This window comes from Fictibacillus sp. KU28468, assembly GCF_026153615.1.
Taxonomy (GTDB): domain Bacteria; phylum Bacillota; class Bacilli; order Bacillales; family Fictibacillaceae; genus Fictibacillus_C; species Fictibacillus_C marinisediminis.
Window position 1 is genome coordinate 1095434 of the sequence record NZ_CP110666.1, and the last position, 19554, is coordinate 1114987.

A 19554-nucleotide genomic window follows, 5' to 3' on the forward strand; every position below is an offset into this window, starting at 1 on the left:
AAGCTACAATAGAGAAAAGGTGTTCTTTTTGAACGCCTTTTGCTTTTGAAATCACTTGTTTAAAAGGAGATCAACAAATGAGTACAACATTCCTGTTTATTGGCGCAGGCCGCATGGCAGAGTCAATGATTAAAGGACTTCAGTCTTCTAAAGACCATAATATATCGATCATTGCAGGAAATCAGGGAAACACAGAAAGACTTCAGGAGTTATTTTCGTTATATGCTGTTGAGACGACAACAGACTGGATTCATCATGTGCTGGATAGTTCTGTCATTGTTCTTGCCATTCCTCCTGACGCCCATGATGCTGTTTTAGAAAAACTTTCAACCGCTATCGATGGCCAACTTGTCATTTCCGTGGCGGCTGGAGTCGGACTCAAAAAACTGGAGGATAACCTTCCTGCTCGCACACCGGTAGCCTGGGTGATGCCTAATACGGCCTCAGAGGCGGGAGAATCCATGTCCATTTATACACATGCTGAAACCTTGAATGCTAACCAAGAACAGCAGCTGAAAATTCTGTTGGACAGTATCGGCTCCTCCGAAAAATGCACTGAAGAGCAGATACATAAACTTACTGCTGTTACTGGGAGCGCTCCAGCCTTTCTTTATGAATTTGCTTCTGCTCTCATTAATGCTGCGTCGAGCTATGGGATATCAGAAGGCCAAGCACGGAAGCTCGTTTCACAGATGATCTATGGTTCTGCGGTCATGTTAAAAAGTGGTTTGTCACCGATTGACCTTAGGGAAGCGGTCACTACACCAGGCGGGGCAACAGCGGCCGGGCTGGAGATCTTAAAAGAAGCTAATTTTGGACAGCTGATTCAAAAGGCGGTTCAAGCCACCAACGAACGTGCAGCTGAGCTAGGCAAGGCTGTGAAAGAATGACAGACATCATAACCGTATAGGGGTAATCTATGAATAAAACGATTTTGGATTTTATTATTCACTATGAATATGTCGGTATCTTTCTTGCTCTTGCCTTTGGTTTAATTGGTCTGCCGGTTCCGGATGAAATTTTACTCACCTTTACAGGCTATCTAGTCTACGAAAGAAAAACAGGATTTGCATTGACCTTTTTGTCTGCCTTTTTGGGAGCGATGTCCGGAATCTCCGTCAGTTATTTTCTAGGCTATAAACTCGGTCTGCCATTTTTGAAAACGTTTGGCCCTAAAATTGGTATTACGGAAGAAAAAATAGAAAAAACACAATGGCACTTTCAAAAATATGGAAAACTGATGATTATCATCGGTTACTTTATTCCGGGAATCCGCCATATTTCTGCTTATATTGCGGGCATTTCAGCCATGAAATTTAAAAGGTTTGCGCTGTATGCCTATTCAGGCGGATTAGTATGGAGCTTCACGTTTATCATGCTCGGAAAAGAGTTGGGCAGAAAGTGGAGAGTTGTTGAGCAGTACTTTCACAACCTGGGATTCTACGCTATTCTCACGGCTGTAGCGGCAGTGCTGCTTATTTGGCTTATCTATAAAGTTAAAATGAAACGTTCGTAAAAAAAGGGGCTGTCCTGAAAGTCGAAAATTGACCTTCAGCAGCTCCTTTTTGGCTTGAAAATCTTCAATGAAAAGTTGATTGAAGTGGAAGGTGCGAGACTCCTCGAAAATGAACTTCACATTTTCTTCGTGCGATTAAACGCTGCCGGAGTCTTCCTTGTCCTGCGGAACTAGCGTGACAGGTGAGACTCCCGCAGGCGCTTGCGCCAAAAAGTAGGCGTTCACGCCGGTAAGGCTCACCGCACGCCCCGCGAAAGTAGGAGCTCGCGCCGGTAAAAGCGAGCAGCCTGGAGCGGAAATCAACAGCTTACAGCCTTCTTGGACAGCCCCTTTTATTTTTGAGGTTTCATCCAAAGGCGGCCGATGCCATTTTGCAGCATCCGCAGCAGGAATAGCGTTCCATAATAAAAGGAGAACACGACGATCAGCAGGAGGGTGATCGACAGGTGGTTTTCATAGTGGGTGGTATGCATAAGTTCGCACAGACAGATGGTTGCAACTCCTGATGCAATGAACGTAAAGTATTCTGCGAGCTTAGGCTTGAACTTCACCTCTTCCACGATGGTGTGGTAATGGAGGAAGGAAAGTAAAACCCCGCTAAAGTTCACTGCTATAATGACCCCATGGATGCCAAACGACGTTTGTGAAGCAAGAGAAAGAATGAGCAGGATAGACAGGATATTAACCCATATGGTTTGCGAGAACACATCTCTTGCCCTCCCCAGGCCAAAAAGGATGGCCTGAAGCGGTGCAAGCAAATAATGAAACAGAATAAAGGGTGAGAGGAGCATCAGAAACTGGCCGGCTTGTGGAGAATGATAGAAGAGCACGGTAAGTTCATCAGCAAAAAAATACATTACGATCGAGCACGGAATGCCATAAAGAAAGGTAATATGAAAAGCCTGGTGGATCCGCTGATGCAGCCCTGCTTCATCCTGTTTGGAGCGTGCTTCGGAAATGGAAGGAACGAGTGAAACATACAGTGAATATCCGATAAATCCCGGAAAGTAGCCGATCGTCATCGCAAACGCCGTAAGCATGCCATACTGTTTAGTGGCGATTGATGCTGTAATTCCGGCGAACATTAAACTTTGCGTGATCAAAATCGGATTCACTGCAGCAGTAAGGGCGTTCAGGATGCGGACTCCAGTCGTAGGGAGGCTAACTTGAAACAGCTTTTTTAAGATGCTTCTGCGCGGAACAGGTGTGAAATCTGATTTCGAAACATCTTTTAAGTTTCGCTGCCCTAGTAAAAACGACGTTGAAAAGAAAAACAGTGAGACAAGCTCACCGGCCCCAATACCCAATACAGCAGCAACAACTCTATATTCTAATGGCAAACCTTTCATATATTGCAGGACGTAAAAAATAAAACTCAGCTGCGCCGTTTTTTCTAAAAGCTGAGCGATTGCTATGGGCTTCATTTTTTGAAGTCCGCTGAAGTAGCCTTTCAGAATAGAGGTCGTTCCTATGACCGGTACGATCGGGATGAGAGCAAGCAAAGGATACCCGAGCCGAGTATCAATGGTCTCCCATTTTAAAAGCACCAGCGTAACTGCCGCACTGATCAGCACCAGCAGCAGGCTTAATCCCATGATGACGTAAAACGATACCTTAACGATCTGGAGCCTCTGTTTGTCATTCTGATGTACTTCCTCTTCGGCCAAAACCTTTGAGAGGGCCGTTGGAAATTCAAGAGCGGCAATCGTGATCAGCAGTCCGATTACCGGCAGTGCCATCATGTAAAATCCCATACCTTCACTGCCCAATGATCTTGCGAGAAGGACGCTTACTACAAATTCCACGACTTTTGTGTAGAGCATTGCCAAAGATAAAATAAGTGTTCCTTTTAGAAATTTTCCCATGATTTCACCCTTTGTCCAATTCATCTCCTTAACATGTATATGACATATGAAGTGAAAAAGAAGAGAGATTTATAATGTCGAAAAAAGGAGTCTTTTGGATTGGAAAATAAAAGAATTGTAAAAAAACGATACAAAATTGTATATTTTCGGTAAGATAGAGATACTATCCTAAACTAGTTGGTGTTGTATGGAGATCTTTTTACAAAATCTTTTTCATCATTACGGGTATTTTGCACTGTATTTCCTTCTTGCGCTTGGTGTGATCGGTCTTCCAGTGCCGGATGAGTTCCTGCTGACCTTTGCCGGTTATATCGTTTACTCGGGTGAAGTTTCTTTTGCTTTGACACTGCTCGCCGCTTTTGCTGGATCAGCGACCGGGATTACGATCAACTATTGGCTCGGAAAGAGCTTTGGTTTACCCTTATTGCTTAAATATGGACCGAAATTTCACTTATCAACACATAAAATACACACCTCACAATCTTACTTTCAGCGTTTCGGAAAACCATTAATCATGTTTGGATACTTTATTCCAGGAATCCGGCATCTCACAGCCTATTTTGCAGGGATGTCCTCGCTTCCGTATCGTGTATTCGCCTTTTATGCATATATCGGTGCATTTATCTGGAGTTTTCTGTTCATCATGATCGGCAGAACGGTAGGTGCAAAATGGTACCTTGTTACCGCATTTGTTCATAAGGCGAGCCTTCTCGGCCTGGCCGTTTTTATCATTGCAATTGCTGTGGCTGTCTATTCTTTGAAAACAAAGGGAAGAAAATCACAACGATATGACGTTTCATGAGAAAGAGTGCAAGAATAGGAAAAAAGAGGCTGTCTAGAAAGTCGAAAATTGACCTTCAGGCAGCCCCTTTTTGGCTTGAAAAATCTTCAATGAAAAGTTAATTGAAGTGGAAGATGCGAGACTCCTCGAAAATGAACTTCACATTTTCTTCGTGCGATATAACGCTGCCGAAGCTTTCCTTGTCCTGCGGGACTAGCGTGACAGGTGAGACTCCCGCCGGTGCTTGCACCAAAAAGTAGGCGTTCACGCCGGTAAGGCTCACCGCACGCCCCGCGAAAGTAGGAGCTCGCGCCGGTAAAAGCGAGCAGCCTGGAACGGAAATCAACAGCTTACAGACTTCTTGGACAGCCCCCTTTTTTTGAGAGAGGAACCTGGCGGCTGAACCAGATAATGGGCGGAAGCCGTCACTCAGCAACCTATCTTTTCCTTAACCTCTTCAAGAAATGGCCTCGCCCGCCGGCGAGCTTTTTCAGCTCCGTGCAGGAGAATTTCATCCATTTTCTTCGGGTTGTTCATGAGTTCTATATATCGCTGCCGTGGTGTTTCCAAATAGGCGTTCATAACATGAAACAATTCTTTTTTAACCTCTCCCCAGCCAACTCCATTCTCATATCTCTCTTGCATCCTCTTCACCTGCGCTTCTGATGCAAATTCTTTATAGATTAAGAACAAAGATGAGCGAGCTGTGTCTTTTGGATCCTCAGGTAAACTAGAATCCGTCGCAATCCGTTTGATCAGTTTCTCTAACTCTTTCTCCTCACTAAAAAGAGGAATCGTATTGTTATAGCTCTTACTCATCTTCCTGCCATCAAGCCCCGGAACGACTGAAGTTTCTTCGTCGACCTTGTATTCAGGCATTGCGAATGTCTCGCCATATATATGGTTGAAATGTCCCGCGATGTCTCTGGCGATTTCCACGTGCTGAATCTGGTCTTTGCCGACAGGGACAATATCCGATTGAAACAATAATATATCTGCGGCCATTAAGATGGGATACGTAAATACACCCATATTGATACCCGAATCCTGCTCGAGACCGTTCTGCCGGTTTTCCTCAATCAAACCTTTATAAGCGTGGGCGCGGTTCATCAAACCTTTTGGTGTGAGACAGGAGAGAATCCATGCGAGCTCCAAAATTTCTGGAACATCTGCCTGACGGTAAAAGGTTGATTTTCCGGGGTCAAGACCGAGTGCAAGCCAGGTTGCCGCAATGCCATATACATAATCCTTGAATTGGTTTGCATGTTGAACCGTTGTTAAAGAGTGGTAGTCTGCAATAAAGTAATAAGGTGAATAGGCATCGTTTTCAGCCAGCTGGAGAGCTGGTTTAATGGCTCCAATATAATTTCCGATGTGCGGCCTTCCGGTAGACTTGATTCCAGTCAGTACAATTTTTTTCTCCATTTAATTTCCTCCTGTCCAATAAAAAAGGGGCTCCTCATCCTGATTAAGGACGAGAAACCCCGTTGTGCCACCTTGATGAACTGCTCTAAGCAGTCCGCTTTAACAGTATCCAAAGACCGAATACCTGTCTCCTTCTAACGGCGAGACCTTCCGTCAAAGCCTACTCCCAGCGGTTTCGGTTTGAGGCTCAGAAGCCCATTCAATCGCATTTCCACACTGGCTCTCACCAACCGCCAGCTCTCTGAAGTGTACGTGCCATCTACTCTTCTTCTTCATAGCCATGTATCTTTTCCATAATGTTAAATGATGGATATTGATAAATCAAGCTAAAAATTTTATAAAGGTACAACGCAGTCCTTCACGTCATGTCTCGGTGAGTTGACAACCGGTGATACTTCAAATGCCTCCATCTGTTCACTATCATATGGAGTGAGGAGAGATTTTAAGTACTCGTTATCCTGAATGGAAGGATCCAGCCAGCTTTCTTCTGCTTCTTTTGTCAGGATGACCGGCATGCGGTCGTGGAGGTCTTTCATCAATGCATTCGGGCGTGTTGTGATATGAGTACAGGACGTAATCACTTCTCCATTTTGTTCCCATTGATCCCAGAGGCCTGCAAAGGCAAAAGGTTTACGGTTTTTCAGCCGGATATGAAACGGCTGCTTTTGTTTGTCTTCTCTTTTCCATTCATAAAAGCCATCGGCTATCACGAGACAACGCTTATTTTTCAAGGGACCTCTAAATGAAGCCTTCTCATCCACCGTTTCGGCCCGGGCGTTGATCATCTTGTAGCCGATCTTGGGATCTTTCGCCCAAAAGGGAATCAGCCCCCAGCGGTGCATTTCCGCTTTTCGTGTCCCTCCATCCGAGGTAATAACAAGCACGTTTTGTGATGGAGCGATGTTAAAGCGCTGAGGCAAGGTATCGGGAATCGTGATATCAAATTCTTCCTGAATAAAATGCATATCCGTATACAAAGAATATCTTCCACACATAGAAACAGCTCCTTTGAAAGATTCTACTTCTATTTTAGCGTAAAGCCTAAGCTTCTCAAACCTAAAAAAGACCCGTTCCTGATAAACGAGTCTTTGAATCTGCCATTAATAGATGACAGCCAGTTCCTTTTCTTTTGTGTTCAATTTATCAGCGATATCACGAGCGATCCAAACTCCGCACGCGCTCGCCTGTGCAAGTCCTCGCGTAATCCCTGCGCCGTCTCCGCCGACATAAAGGCCGGAAATCTCTGATTCAAAACGGTCATTCAGCTTCGGCCGGGCAGAATAGAATTTGGCCTCTACTCCATAAAATAATGTATGTTCTGAAGAAATACCAGGGGTTACTTCATTCAGTGCCTCTGTCATTTCAATCAAGCTTTTCATCGTGTTATAAGGAAGAACTAAACCGAGGTCACCAGGAACCGCCTCTTTCATTGTTGGATTAAGAAAACCTTCTTTGATCCGTTTTTCAGTGGAACGGCGGCCTTTCTTAATATCTCCGTACTTTTGTATGACCAAGCCTCCTGAGGATAACTGGTTAGCAAGCCTCGATACTTCATGTGCATATTCAGTAGGCTCATCAAATGGATCATCAAATTTATGGGATACAAGCAGAGCAAAGTTGGTGTTCGGGCTACCGAGAGCAGGGTCTTTGTAGGCATGCCCGTTTGCCAGCATGATGCCTGAATGGTTCTCGACCACTACGTGTCCTGACGGATTGCTGCAGAATGTTCGCACTCTTGTGCCGACAGACGTATTGAACACAAATTTCCCTTCATATAAATGCTCGTTGATTTCCTCCATCACCACGTTTGACGTTTCTACACGGACACCGATGTCCACTTGGTTAGCTGCCATTTTCAGCCGGCGTTTTTTCAGAATCTTGGTGAGCCATGATGAGCCATCGCGGCCTGGAACGATGACGATTTTATCCGCAGAGAGGATCGTTCCGTCTTTTAATTCCACGCCAGTTGCTTTGTGCGTTCCATCCACTTTTTCTGTAACAAGATCCAATACTTCAGCTTTATAGCGCATTTCGATTTTTTCTTTTAAGTATTCATAGATGCTGGTCAGAATAGCAAGGTTTTGTTCCGTTCCAAGGTGGCGGACCTGTGCACGGAGAAGCTTCAATCCAGCAGCATACGCGCGCTTCTCGATATCTCTCACTTCATCAGTCAGCGGGTCAGTAATGGTTTCTGTCGCTCCATGTTCAAGGTTAATGCTGTCTACATATTTTATAAGATCAATCACGGTTTCATCCGGCAGGTAATCAGTCATCCAGCCGCCAAACTCACTTGTAATATTAAACTTTCCATCAGAGTAGGCTCCTGCTCCTCCAAAGCCATTCGTAATCGAACAGGCTGGAAGGCAGCCGGCAAATTCTTTTCTTCCGGCAGCAGGCGGGCACTTTTGAATTTTCTTTTGCAGGATCGGGCAGTTTCTTGAATAAATATCATGGCCTTTATCGATCAATAAAATGTTGGCTTCCGGCATTTTGCGAGTTAATTCATAGCAAGAAAATATTCCGGCCGGACCAGCACCAACCACAATCACATCATATTTGTTATTCATAAAAAGAACCTCCCGAGTTCAAGCTTCTGTGTGTTGTTTCACACAACCTTAGTAACTATATCAAATTCCGAAAACAAAAACAATAAAATTTACGAACCTTTAATCAAAAATTAATTTTAATGTTCGTATTTAGCGTTCTAAAATGGAATAAATAACCTCTTTATCCGCTTTCAGCTTATAAAAACCATAAAATTGATAACGTGTAAAGTGCTTGACATAAGTAAGTTACGTTTGTTATCATACTTACTATAAGTAAGTTAAAGTGTTTGTTCATAATAAAAGGGAATAGTAACAGGGTATATATGAAGGGAGATATGATTGTGGAAAAAAGGACAAGTGGAATTCACCACATTACAGCTATTGTTGGGAATCCACAGGAAAACGTTGATTTTTATGCTGGAGTGCTGGGACTTCGCCTCGTAAAGAAAACCGTAAACTTTGATGACCCGGGTACGTACCATCTCTATTTTGGAGACGAGGAAGGCTCGCCAGGGACGATTATGACTTTCTTTCCTTGGCCTGGCGCGTATAGTGGAAGAACAGGAGCGGGACAGGTGGGTGTCACGGCGTTCGTGGTACCTGAAGGAGCATTAACCTTCTGGGAAGAGCGCCTAACTAAATTTAACGTAGCATTTGAAAAAACAGAACGCTTTGGCGAGCAGTATTTAGCTTTTGATGACCCCCACGGACTTCATCTTGAATTGGTAAGCCGCAGTGAAGGAAAAAACAGTACATGGTCATTTGGCGGGGTATCTGCCGAGGTTGCCATCAAAGGATTTGGCGGTGCGGTATTGTTATCAGGTGCTCCTCAAAAAACGATGGGATTGCTGACTGATGTCATGGGCTTGGAAAAAGCAGGTGAAGACGATGATTACATCAGGTTTAGAGCTGCATCCGATCTGGGAAATATCATTGACATTAAAACGTCAGCCGTTGGAAGAGGAACGATGGGTGCCGGTACAGTTCATCATATCGCATGGCGGGCTTCCGATAATGAGGACCATGAAAGCTGGAGATCACATGTTCAGCAGAGCGGTTTTGAAGTAACACCAGTTATTGACCGTCAATATTTTAATGCGATCTATTTCCGCGAATCAGGTGGTATTCTTTTTGAAATCGCGACTGATCCGCCTGGATTTGCACGGGACGAGCCGAAAGACATTATGGGTAAAAATCTTCTTCTTCCTCCGTGGCTTGAGCCAGAGCGGGAAAAGATTGAATCTGTGCTTATGCCGGCAGAAGTTCGGGTTTTAAAGGAGGATGAAGTAAAATGAGGCATTTATTTAACAAAGGAAGAAACGAAAAGGCACCAGTATTGCTTCTGCTCCATGGAACAGGTGGTACGGAAGAGGATTTATTGCCGCTCGCCTCAATGATCTCACCGGAATCTTCTATATTAAGTGTCAGAGGAAACGTCACTGAAAATGGAATGCCTCGCTTCTTTAGAAGGTTGGCTGAAGGGATCTTCGATGAAGAAGACTTGAAATTCCGCACGAAAGAGCTGCATGACTTTTTAGATCATGCGGCCGATGAATATGAGTTTGACCGGCAGAATATCGTAGCAGTCGGCTATTCGAATGGTGCGAATATCGCCGGAAGCCTTTTATTTCACTATAAAGGAGAATTGCGCGGCGCAATCCTTCATCATCCCATGGTGCCATTAAGAGGAATCACACTGCCAAATCTCGAGAAAGCAGCGATATTTATCGGTGCCGGTAAAAATGACCCGATCTGCCCTCCACAGGAGACGGAAGAACTGGAAAGCCTCTTGCAAGGAGCAGGAGCGAATGTGGAAACGTACTGGGGAGATTACGGCCATCAGCTCACACAGCCTGAGGCAGAGGCTGCACGGGACTGGTTTCAAAAGTATTACTCTAAAAGCTAATCGCGAGAGAGGGGAATCTGCATGAAATCGATCGATCCAAAAAGTTTGTCCGCTAAAGAAAACTATAAGTTTCTTACAGGAAGTATCATTCCGAGGCCGGTCGCTTTTGTTACTACCACAACAAAAGATGGTATTTTGAATGCGGCGCCTTTCAGTTATTTTAATATAGTCAGTTCAACTCCTCCGCTCATTTCTGTTTCCGTTCAAAGAGCGGACGGCCAGCCGAAAGATACGGCAAGGAATGCAATGGAGGCTGGTGAATTTGTTGTTCATATCTCGGATGAAAGCTATGTAGAAGCCATCAATCAGACAGCCGCAAACCTTCCGCCGGATGAGAGTGAGGTCGAACTGGCCGGACTTACCCCCATTAAGAGCACTAAAGTAGCTGTTCCAGGCTTAAAAGAAGCAAGCATCCGCTTGGAGTGTGTCCTGGAGCAGTCTATTCCGCTTGGCGGAAGTGAAGAAAATCCGGCATGTGATCTGCTCATCGGGGAAATCGTCCACTATCATATCAGAGAAGATTTGTACGAAGAAGGCCGCATTGATGCTGCAGGATTAAAGCCTGTCAGCAGGCTAGCGGGCAATAATTACTCAAAACTTGGGGAGACTTTCACGCTTGAACGGCCAAAGTAAGATATCTTGAAATACTGAATAAAAAGGGCTGTCCAAGAAGTCTGTAAGCTGTTGATTTCCGTTCCGGGCTGCTCGCTTTCCGCGGGGCGTGCGGTGAGCCTCTTGGTGCAAGCACCGGCGGGAGTCTCACCTGTCACGCTAGTCCCGCAGGAGTCTCGCATCTTCCACTTCAATTAACTTTTCATTGAAGATTTTTCAAGCCAAAAAGGGGCTGCCTGAAGGTCAATTTTCGACTTTCTGGACAGCCCCTTTATTTTAATTGAAAAAGCTTATTCATGAATTCCATCCAGATACTCATCTCAAACTGATGCTTGAAAGAGACCCTCAAGTTTTTTTCATTTACCGTGAGGATGGAGGCAGCTGGCGAATGAATGAGGCTCTTCCATCCCATCCACTTCAGAGGGCTCCAACATTGTTAACCAAACTTATTGGAGAAAAATACAAAGTATCATAAGAACCGTAGGCACTCCATAGATCAGTGACTGCTGCATCGTCATTTCCTTATCAAACCGTTCTTTCCACGTTTTATAATTTGCACGTCTCTCTACATACCAGTTACCACTGTTCATCAGACGGACACCTCTTTACTTGGAATTTATTAGTTTGTGTTTTCCCGTTTTATTAGAAGGATTAACCTGTTCATCCCAAAAAGTCATACTTTTCTTTGAGTGTATGGTAGCATGATAGAAAAGTGCAATCACGGGGAGGAAATGGAATGGACTCGGTTCAGACTCTCGTCACCGATCGGCTGATCCTGCGAATGTTTGATGAAGAAAAAGATGCTGAAAACTATGCTCGGGTGCTTGGGCAGGATGAGGTAGGAAGGTATTTACCCATACGGGGGGCTTATTCACCTGAAGAAGCGATGCGAATGATGGCTTTTTTTATTAAAGGCTGGGAGGACCGTGGATTTGGAACGTTTGCCGTTCAGATGAAAGATGGGGAACTGATCGGCCATTGCGGATTGAATTATGTAAGAGATTTGGATGAAGTCGAACTTTTATATGCTTTCAGCAGGGAAAGCTGGGGCCAAGGATTTGCAGCCGAGGCAGCGGCAGCCTGTGTAAAAGCTGTGTTTGAAAGACTGCATCTCAACCGATTAATTGGGCTTGCAATGCCTGCAAACCAAGGTTCAGGAAAGGTGCTGAAAAAAGTTGGGATGGCCTGGGAAAAGGATATAAGCCTATGGAATATGGAGCTTCAGTATTTTAGCATGACAGCAGAAGATTACTGGCGTTCAAAAAAAGATTTATAAAACGAAAGCTGAAGTGAGGGGTTATTGCTTCGGTTATTTTTTTAATTGGATTAAAATAGAAACAGAAAGTGAAGTAGCCAGGAGGGAAAATCATTGAAACATAGGTTAGGTATATTTTTCATAGCGCTGATGCTCATGGTGATCGCCGGCTGTTCGGACGGTCCTAAACCGGAGCCGAGATTAAAAGATTACATGAAAAACTGGCAGTCTATGAAGTTTGATAAGATGTACAGTATGCTGTCAGACAAGAGCAAAAAAGAGATTACAAAGGATGAGTTTGTGAAGAAATACTCAGCGATTTATGGCGGGATTAAAGCACAAGATGTTTCGATCAAACCTCTTATCCCGAAAGAAGAGCCTGAGCCGGACAAGAACGGAAACATCACATATACATACAACGTAAAAATGGATACGCTCGCTGGCCCTGTTCAGTACAAGAATAAAATAAAAATGAAAGAGCAGGAAAAGAAAAACAAGAAAGACTGGTACATTGATTGGGATTATTCACAGATCTTCCCGGGCATGGCAAAGGGAGATAAAGTGAGGGTTCAAACGAACAAAGCGAAGCGGGGAGAAATCCTTGACCGCAATGGAAATGGACTCGCTGTTAATGGAGTGGCTTCCCAGGTAGGGATTGTCCCTCAAAATCTACCAGCAAACAAAGACGCAAGCAAGGCTCAGCTAGCAAAAGTGCTTGGTATTGATAAGAAGACCATCGATAACGCTCTGAATGCTTCATGGGTGCAGCCTGGATTCTTTGTACCGATTAAGACCATTGCTGAGGAAGACCCTCGTCTTAAAAAGGTCGCGAAAATCAAGGGAGTGAGCACTCAGTCCATCGAGACGAGAGTGTATCCGTATAAAGAAGCGGCATCCCATCTAACAGGATTTGTGCAGCCGATTAAAGCAGAAGAGCTTGAAAAATTAAAATCTGAAGGCTACGAATCTACCGATGTGATCGGAAGAAGAGGCCTTGAGAAATTTTATGAAAAGCAGCTCCGCGGGAAAAACGGCGGATTGATCAGGATCGTTGATTCTGGTGAAAACGAAAAACGAACGGTTGCCAAGAAAGAAGCGGTGGATGGAAAATCAGTAACACTGAACATTGATATGTATCTGCAAAGCGACCTCTACAATCAGATGAAAAAGGATGTCGGAACAGCTTCGGCCATCAATCCTGTAACAGGAGAGGTTCTTGCCCTTGTGAACAGCCCGGGTTTCGATCCGAATGATTTTGTACTGGGGATCTCGGGTTCACAATACCAGAAGCTTGAAAAAGATCCGAAGAAACCGATGTTAAACCGTTTTGCTTACACGTATGCCCCTGGATCCACGTTTAAGCCGATTACGGCATCCATCGGTCTGGAGACCAATAAGCTGAATCCAAACAAGGAAGTCGCCATCTCCGGGAAAAAGTGGCAGAAGAAAGGCTGGGATAAGAAATTTGTAACCCGGGTTTCTGCGGTGCCATCTGTTAATCTGGAGAAAGCCCTCATGTATTCCGATAACATTTACTTTGCTCAAACAGCGCTGGCCATCGGAAAAGAAGACATGGTGAAAGGCGCAGAAAAGTTTGGTTTTAATGAAGACATGCCGTTTGATCTGGATTTCGAAAATTCTTCACTGAAGAAGGAAGACATTGATTCAGAAGGTATGCTTGCTGATACCGGATATGGGCAGGGAAGAGTGGAAATGAACATCCTGCACCTCGGGCTTTCCTATACTCCTTTTATCAATAACGGGAATTTAATCGCACCGCAGTTGGTGAAAGCAGATAATCCGAAAGCTAAAGTGTGGAAGAAAAACGTCATTTCCCCGGAAACGGCTACAAGAATCAGAAGTGATCTGGTAAAAGTTGTTGGGGATAAGAGAGGAACAGGATACAAGCCGCCACTTAAAAATATCGTACTTGCCGGGAAGACAGGAACGGCAGAGCTGAAGTCCAAAATTGGCGAGAAAGGCCAGGAAAATGGTTATTTCGTTGCGTTTAACCAGGAACAGCCAAGCCTTCTCGTCTCCATGATGATTGAAAATGTACAGGACAAAAGCGGCAGCCATTATGTTGTTCCGAAAGTGAAAAATGCATTTAAAGAATACATGAAAGAAAAGCCTCTTCGTTAAGAAGAGGTTTTTCCTGCCTGAGAGTAGAAAGATAAATAGGATTGTTTTCCTGCTTTCATAACACTGAATAAAGGGTGATCTCCATGCAAACACATCTTCTTTTTAATATGAACATTGGCACACAGAAACCAGAGAGCATACGGAACACAGAAACAAAGTGCCCTTTTTGTGAAAGGGGAAGCCTGACAGGCATTATCGAAGAAAAAGGAGACATCATCTGGCTCAAGAATAAATATCCGGTGCTAGCCAACGCGTTCCAGACGGTTCTGATTGAAACAAAAGAGTGTTACTCCGAGCTGTCTCAGTATTCAAAAGAACATCTATATGAACTCTTTGAATTTGGCCTTTCTGTATGGGAAAAGACCATACAAAGCGGAGAATACCAATCCGTTATTTTCTTTAAGAACCATGGACCGTATTCTGGCGGAACACTCCGCCACCCGCATATGCAAATTATAGGATTTAAAGAAGCAGATTATCATCAGAATATCCATCCGTCACAGTTTGAAGGAATCATCATTGAAAAACAGCCTGGCATCGAATTCAACATTTCAACAAAGCCGAAAATGGGATTCTATGAACTGAACATTCTGCTTGAAGACCGGAGCAAAGTAAAAGAGCTCGCTGATTACATTCAGCTCTCCACCCATTTCTTGCTGAACGGGTTCAGTAAAACCTGCAACAGCTATAATCTCTTCTTTTACCAGTGGGAAGAAAAAATAATTGCCAAAGTCGTTCCGCGATTCGCCGCCTCCCCGTTGTATGTCGGGTATTCCTTTCCGCAGGTGGCTAGCAATATAGACGCTGTTGCTGAAAAGATCAAACAAATGTATCTATAGTTTAAAAAAGAAATTCAAGCGCTTCGTTTCTTCAAGCGCTTTTTTTGTTAGGCCGTTAAATGAAACATTTCTTGCAAGCATACGACTAAGTCAATAGAACAACCTAAAAGTAAAGAGAGGAGGATTCCATTTGAAAGTTTTTTTGTCCATCATGATGTCCATTCTGCTGGGTGGCGGAGCTGTTCACCCGGTTCTTGAGAGCCGGGCCGAAACGAAACCCATGAGACCAAAGGAAAGTTTGCAATGGGGACCCATGCAGAAAAACGGCTTGCTGCCGCTTCCTGACAAAAAATCCAAAGCGAGATGGATGAAACCTAAACCTGTTCCTGTCAAGCCTATACCCATTCCAAAGCCGATGCCGTATTTGAAAAAATAAAGAAAAAACCAAAGGGCAACTTTATGCTTTTTGGTTTTTTATTTTAATGTCCAGCTCCAGCGCTTGTCGGACTTTAACAGGGCGCTTGCGCCTTTCTAATAGGAAAATAATCCTATCTCAACCATTTCCCCAAAAGAAACAAGGGATTTTTGCATGAATGGGGAAGTAGTAAACTAGGTACAAAAGAGGACTGAAGCAGCAGATTCAACAGGATAAAATCTTTATTTATCTAAGGGAGGAATTTGATGATGATGAACGTGCCATTAAGAGTAACAGCCATGATGGAGCATGCAGAAGCATTTTTTCCAAAAAAGACAGTAATCAGCCGGACCGCATCCGGCATCAGAAAGTTTACGTACCGTGAGATCGCCAACCGGACAAGAAGACTGAGCAGTGCGCTCAAAAAGATTGGCGTTCAAAAGGGAGATAAGGTAGGGACGCTTGCCTGGAACCATCACCGCCATTTGGAAGCTTACTTTGCTATACCCGGTGCAGAGGCCGTTCTTCATACGATCAATATTCGCTTGTCTCCCGCTCATATCGCGTATATCATCAATCATGCTGATGATAAGGTTCTTCTTATTGATCAGGACATCCTGCCGCTGATTGAAAAATTAAAAGATGAGATCACAGGGGTTAAGGCATTTGTCTTGATGACCGATGAACCTGAACTGCCGGATTCAACGCTTGAACCGCTGTATCATTATGAAAAAATCCTGGAAGAAGGAGATCCTTCTTTCATCTTTAATCCGGGTATCGATGAAAATGAACCTGCGGGCATGTGTTATACGTCAGCTACGACTGGTAATCCAAAGGGTGTCGTCTATACGCACCGCGGAATCGTGCTCCACAGCATGGCGCTCGGACTGGCAGATGGAGGCAGTGTATCTGAGTCGGATATCTGCATGCCTGTTGTTCCGATGTTTCATGTGAATGCCTGGGGCCTTCCGTTTGCCGCCGTTTGGTTCGGAACGACACAGGTGCTTCCTGGGCCGCAGTTTACACCGAAGCTGCTCGCGGAACTGATCGAACGGGAGAAAGTTACGATCACTGCTGGAGTTCCTACCATCTGGCTTGGCCTATTGAAAGAGCTGGAGGAAGGAAACTATGATACAGGAAGCCTGCGTTATATTTTATGCGGTGGTTCAGCGGCTCCTAAAGGAATGATCAAAGCCTTTGAGACGAGGCACAACATCCCGTTTGCTCATGCATACGGCATGACAGAAACGAGCCCGCTTGTTATTTTTTCAAGGATTAAAAGCTATCAGGAAGACTTGGATTATGAAGAAAAGCTGAACATTCGGGCCAAGCAGGGCTACCTCGTTCCCGGTGTGGAAATGAAGGTAAAAGGTGCAGCCGGTGACGTGAAATGGGATGGAAGCGAGATGGGCGAGCTGCTTTTAAGGGGCAACTGGATCGCCGATGAATATTACGGTGATGAAAACAGTACGGCGTTTGAAGACGGATGGCTTCATACAGGTGACGTAGTGACAGTCGATGAGGAAGGAACAGTAAAAATCGTGGACCGTACGAAAGATCTAATAAAGAGCGGTGGTGAATGGATCTCTTCTGTTGATCTTGAAAACGCTCTCATCGCTCATGATGATATATACGAAGCCGCTGTGGTTGCTATACCTGATCCGCAATGGCAGGAAAGACCGGTTGCCTGTGTCGTATTAAAGGACGGAGCAAAAGGCAAAGTGACAAAGGAAGACATCAAAGAATACCTAAAACCACAATTTGCAAAATGGTGGATCCCTGACGATGTGCTGTTTATCGAAGAAATACCAAAAACGTCTGTCGGCAAATTTCTAAAAAGAGCGTTGAGGGACCAGGTGAAAGACCATTATGCCGGGGCTCAAACATTGGAAAAGTAAAGGGGAGAGCAGCCTTGCTTCAAAGAGCGCGGCTTCTTTCATAAATACTGAGGTGGCAAGATTGTTAATTACAGAAAACCAATTTAAGGATGAACTCCTCGTGACGATCCTTGATAATGCGTTCCATTGTGTCGTTGTCGTGGATGCGAATGGAGTCATCACGTATATCAATAAAGCTTATTGTGATTTTATAAAAGTAAATCAAACTGAATCGATCGGGAAGCATGTCACCGATGTAATAGAAAATACACGGATGCATATCGTTGCCAAATCCGGAAAAGAAGAGATAGCCGATCTTCAGTATATCGAGGGAAATTACATGATCGCAGACCGCATTCCGATCTTCCGGAACGGAGAGTCTGTGGGGGCAGTTGGAACGGTCACCTATCGTGATACCGAAGAATGGCGTACGATGAATTCCCACATTAAAAATCTCTTAACGGAGCTGGAATATTATCGAAATGTGCAGGAGGAGAATACCGGAGCCAAGTATTCTCTGCATGATATTGTGGGGAAATCCACTCAGATCATGGTTATGAAAGACCGAATCAAAAAGGTCGCGACCAGCGAGGTTGCCGTGCTCATACGCGGGGAGAGCGGGACCGGAAAGGAACTTTTCGCCCACAGCATCCACCAGCTCAGCGAGAGGAGCAATAAGCCGTTCATCAAAGTCAACTGCGGGGCCATCCCTGAGCAGCTGCTCGAATCCGAATTGTTTGGGTACGAGGAAGGAGCTTTTACCGGAGCAAAAAAAGGAGGAAAGCTGGGGAAGTTCCAGCTGGCAGACGGGGGAACGCTTTTACTGGATGAGATCGGGGATATGCCGATGCACATGCAGGTCAAGCTGCTTCGTGTTCTTCAGGAAAAAGAAGTAGAATCAGTTGGCAGTGTCAAACCGGTAAAAGTCGATGTCCGTGTTCTCGCTGCGACAAATAAGCCCTTAGAGAAGATGGTAGAAGAGCAGCGGTTTCGTGAAGATCTGTTTTACCGGATCAACGTCATCCAGATCAATATTCCTTCGCTGCGCGAGCGGCCGGAAGACATCGAGCAGCTGTCACAGCATTTTCTCCAAAAAATCAATAAGCGGACAGGCAGAAGAATTCTCGGGATGCATGAGGACGTCACCTGCCGTTTCGCCAAGCATAACTGGCCGGGAAATGCCCGAGAACTTGAAAACGTAATGGAAGCAGCTGTTCACATGTGCCAGGGAGAGTGGATCACACAGGACGCACTTCCCGATTATTTAAAAGAAGATACGGTCATGGCACTGGGAGCGAAAAGCCTGAAGGAAATACTCGAGGATACTGAAAAAAGAGTGCTGCAAGCGGCATTACGGGAGCATCATGGCGACAAACTCAAGGCCGCGAAAAGCCTCAGAATCGGGAAAACCAGTTTGTATGACAAGCTGAAGAAATATGGGGTGGAGTAGAGAAGGTTTTGAGTAGCTCTTGGGTTACTGTGGGGTTGTGATCTAGTTGACATAATCTGATATTGGCGGGTAAAAGTCTTGTTTTGGCGGGTATTTTATGATTTTGGCAGGTAAAGGGAGCATTTCAGCGGGTAAATCACCAATTTTGGCGGGTAATCTGAATTTCAATTTCTGCCGAGGAAGATTTAGCCCGCTAAATCCCCCGCCGTTTATAATTTTTATAAAGGAAGTGACATTTTTGATCATTAAAGAACGGAAAATGCCGCTTATTATTCGAAAATTAAACGCTTTACTTAGACGGCTTCCGCAGCATCATCCTCAGAGAAAAGATATTGAGGCGAGTTTTGCTAAATATATGGCCGGTTATAGAGGAGAAGAGTCTATTGATTACGTATTAGGTTTTCTGTCGGAGAAGGAATACTGCATTCTTCATGATGTTAGGCTGTCAGACGGAGTTCGTTATTTTCAAATTGACACTCTTATTGTCTCATCGAAATTCATTTTGTTATTAGAGATAAAAAACATCTCTGGAACTCTTGTTTTTGACCAAACGTTTAATCAATTAATTCGAATCACCGACGAAAAAGAGGAGGCGTTCCCTGATCCTATCCTGCAATACAGAGACATGAACAGCAGTTCAGCGCTTGGCTACATCAACATCACTTTCACCAAATCCCCATCGAAAGCCTCGTTATCATCAGCAGTCCCTACACCTTAATTAAAAATTCTAGAGATAATCAAGCAGAACACCTTGAGATGGTCATTCACAGTGGTAAATTGTCCAAAAAAGCAAATGATTTTGAAAGGTTATATCATAGTCCGATCCTAACAGACAAATTGATAAAAAAGATGCTACGACAAATGAGAAAAAAGCACACGCCTTTAAGCATTGATTTACTACAGCGGTTTGATATTAAAACTGAGGAACTGTTAACAGGGGTCCACTGCCCCGACTGTGGTTATTTACCGATGAAGAGAATGCAGG

At 44.4% G+C, this 19554-nt stretch carries 21 protein-coding genes and 1 other annotated feature; of the genes, 14 read left to right on the forward strand and 7 right to left on the reverse strand.

Translation table 11 applies throughout. The features are described 5' to 3' along the window. Positions 1–77: 77 nt before the first annotated feature. Positions 78–890, forward strand: coding sequence for a pyrroline-5-carboxylate reductase (proC, locus tag OKX00_RS05530; protein ID WP_265409733.1), 813 nt, complete (start codon positions 78–80; stop codon positions 888–890). A 29-nt stretch (positions 891–919) separates the two neighbouring features. Further along, positions 920–1516: a DedA family protein gene (locus OKX00_RS05535; protein WP_265409734.1), complete on the forward strand. Its 597-nt coding sequence runs from the start codon at positions 920–922 to the stop codon at positions 1514–1516. Positions 1517–1651: 135 nt separating this feature from the next. On the opposite strand, the gene OKX00_RS05540 is transcribed toward OKX00_RS05535, so the two are convergent. Together OKX00_RS05540 and spoVB are read right to left on the reverse strand one after the other, a co-directional pair. Next, the gene (locus OKX00_RS05540) at positions 1652–1819 is read right to left on the reverse strand and encodes a hypothetical protein (RefSeq protein WP_265409735.1); all 168 of its coding nucleotides are present in this window, start codon (positions 1817–1819) and stop codon (positions 1652–1654) included. Positions 1820–1848: 29 nt separating this feature from the next. Continuing rightward, positions 1849–3381, reverse strand: coding sequence for a stage V sporulation protein B (gene spoVB, locus OKX00_RS05545; RefSeq protein WP_062232977.1), 1533 nt, complete (start codon positions 3379–3381; stop codon positions 1849–1851). A 187-nt stretch (positions 3382–3568) separates the two neighbouring features. Here spoVB and OKX00_RS05550 point away from each other — a divergent pair, with 187 nt between their 5' ends. Further along, positions 3569–4183 carry a DedA family protein gene (locus tag OKX00_RS05550; protein WP_256224425.1) on the forward strand — a complete coding sequence of 205 codons (615 nt, stop codon included), beginning with the start codon at positions 3569–3571 and terminating at the stop codon, positions 4181–4183. Positions 4184–4280: 97 nt separating this feature from the next. On the opposite strand, the gene OKX00_RS05555 is transcribed toward OKX00_RS05550, so the two are convergent. The 4 genes from OKX00_RS05555 to OKX00_RS05570 all read right to left on the reverse strand — a co-directional run bounded on the left by OKX00_RS05555 (position 4281) and on the right by OKX00_RS05570 (position 8154). After that, the gene (locus tag OKX00_RS05555; RefSeq protein ID WP_265409736.1) at positions 4281–4508 is read right to left on the reverse strand and encodes a hypothetical protein; all 228 of its coding nucleotides are present in this window, start codon (positions 4506–4508) and stop codon (positions 4281–4283) included. Between the two features lie 83 nt (positions 4509–4591). Then, positions 4592–5587 (reverse strand): tryptophan--tRNA ligase, encoded by a 996-nt coding sequence (locus OKX00_RS05560; protein ID WP_265409737.1) that lies wholly within the window; start codon positions 5585–5587, stop codon positions 4592–4594. A gap of 42 nt (positions 5588–5629) precedes the next feature. Beyond that, positions 5630–5872, reverse strand: a binding site (T-box leader). Positions 5873–5922: 50 nt separating this feature from the next. Then, positions 5923–6582: an SOS response-associated peptidase gene (locus OKX00_RS05565; RefSeq protein WP_265409738.1), complete on the reverse strand. Its 660-nt coding sequence runs from the start codon at positions 6580–6582 to the stop codon at positions 5923–5925. A 105-nt stretch (positions 6583–6687) separates the two neighbouring features. Next, positions 6688–8154 carry an NAD(P)/FAD-dependent oxidoreductase gene (locus OKX00_RS05570; RefSeq protein WP_265409739.1) on the reverse strand — a complete coding sequence of 489 codons (1467 nt, stop codon included), beginning with the start codon at positions 8152–8154 and terminating at the stop codon, positions 6688–6690. A 314-nt stretch (positions 8155–8468) separates the two neighbouring features. Here OKX00_RS05570 and OKX00_RS05575 point away from each other — a divergent pair, with 314 nt between their 5' ends. Genes OKX00_RS05575 through OKX00_RS05590 form a run of 4 tightly spaced genes read left to right on the forward strand, consistent with a single transcriptional unit; the run spans position 8469 to position 10849 of the window. After that, positions 8469–9428: a ring-cleaving dioxygenase gene (locus OKX00_RS05575; protein WP_265409740.1), complete on the forward strand. Its 960-nt coding sequence runs from the start codon at positions 8469–8471 to the stop codon at positions 9426–9428. Next, complete coding sequence (locus OKX00_RS05580; protein WP_265409741.1) at positions 9425–10039, forward strand: alpha/beta hydrolase; 615 nt, start codon at positions 9425–9427, stop codon at positions 10037–10039. Before OKX00_RS05575 ends, OKX00_RS05580 begins: the two co-directional genes overlap by 4 nt. Positions 10040–10060: 21 nt before the next feature. Further along, positions 10061–10672: a flavin reductase family protein gene (locus OKX00_RS05585; protein WP_265409742.1), complete on the forward strand. Its 612-nt coding sequence runs from the start codon at positions 10061–10063 to the stop codon at positions 10670–10672. A gap of 51 nt (positions 10673–10723) precedes the next feature. Next, on the forward strand, positions 10724–10849 hold the full coding sequence (locus OKX00_RS05590; RefSeq protein ID WP_255357535.1) for a hypothetical protein: 126 nt from the start codon (positions 10724–10726) through the stop codon (positions 10847–10849). A gap of 248 nt (positions 10850–11097) precedes the next feature. Here OKX00_RS05590 and OKX00_RS05595 read toward each other — a convergent pair whose 3' ends face one another. Beyond that, positions 11098–11241, reverse strand: coding sequence for a hypothetical protein (locus OKX00_RS05595; protein WP_265409743.1), 144 nt, complete (start codon positions 11239–11241; stop codon positions 11098–11100). Between the two features lie 146 nt (positions 11242–11387). On the opposite strand from OKX00_RS05595, the gene OKX00_RS05600 reads away from it, so the two are divergent. From OKX00_RS05600 to OKX00_RS05630, 7 genes are all read left to right on the forward strand, one after another. Continuing rightward, positions 11388–11927, forward strand: coding sequence for a GNAT family N-acetyltransferase (locus tag OKX00_RS05600; protein WP_265409744.1), 540 nt, complete (start codon positions 11388–11390; stop codon positions 11925–11927). 93 nt (positions 11928–12020) lie between these two features. Beyond that, positions 12021–14048, forward strand: coding sequence for a penicillin-binding transpeptidase domain-containing protein (locus OKX00_RS05605; protein WP_265409745.1), 2028 nt, complete (start codon positions 12021–12023; stop codon positions 14046–14048). An 83-nt stretch (positions 14049–14131) separates the two neighbouring features. Continuing rightward, entirely contained in the window at positions 14132–14887 is a 756-nt protein-coding gene (locus tag OKX00_RS05610; RefSeq protein ID WP_265409746.1) for a DUF4931 domain-containing protein, read from the forward strand. A 130-nt stretch (positions 14888–15017) separates the two neighbouring features. After that, positions 15018–15263 carry a hypothetical protein gene (locus OKX00_RS05615; RefSeq protein ID WP_062233003.1) on the forward strand — a complete coding sequence of 82 codons (246 nt, stop codon included), beginning with the start codon at positions 15018–15020 and terminating at the stop codon, positions 15261–15263. A gap of 248 nt (positions 15264–15511) precedes the next feature. Continuing rightward, the gene (locus OKX00_RS05620; RefSeq protein ID WP_265410475.1) at positions 15512–17140 is read left to right on the forward strand and encodes a long-chain fatty acid--CoA ligase; all 1629 of its coding nucleotides are present in this window, start codon (positions 15512–15514) and stop codon (positions 17138–17140) included. Positions 17141–17201: 61 nt separating this feature from the next. Further along, positions 17202–18569, forward strand: coding sequence for a sigma-54 interaction domain-containing protein (locus OKX00_RS05625; RefSeq protein WP_265409747.1), 1368 nt, complete (start codon positions 17202–17204; stop codon positions 18567–18569). A 238-nt stretch (positions 18570–18807) separates the two neighbouring features. Further along, positions 18808–19287, forward strand: coding sequence for a nuclease-related domain-containing protein (locus OKX00_RS05630; protein WP_265409748.1), 480 nt, complete (start codon positions 18808–18810; stop codon positions 19285–19287). The last annotated feature ends 267 nt before the right edge of the window (positions 19288–19554 follow it).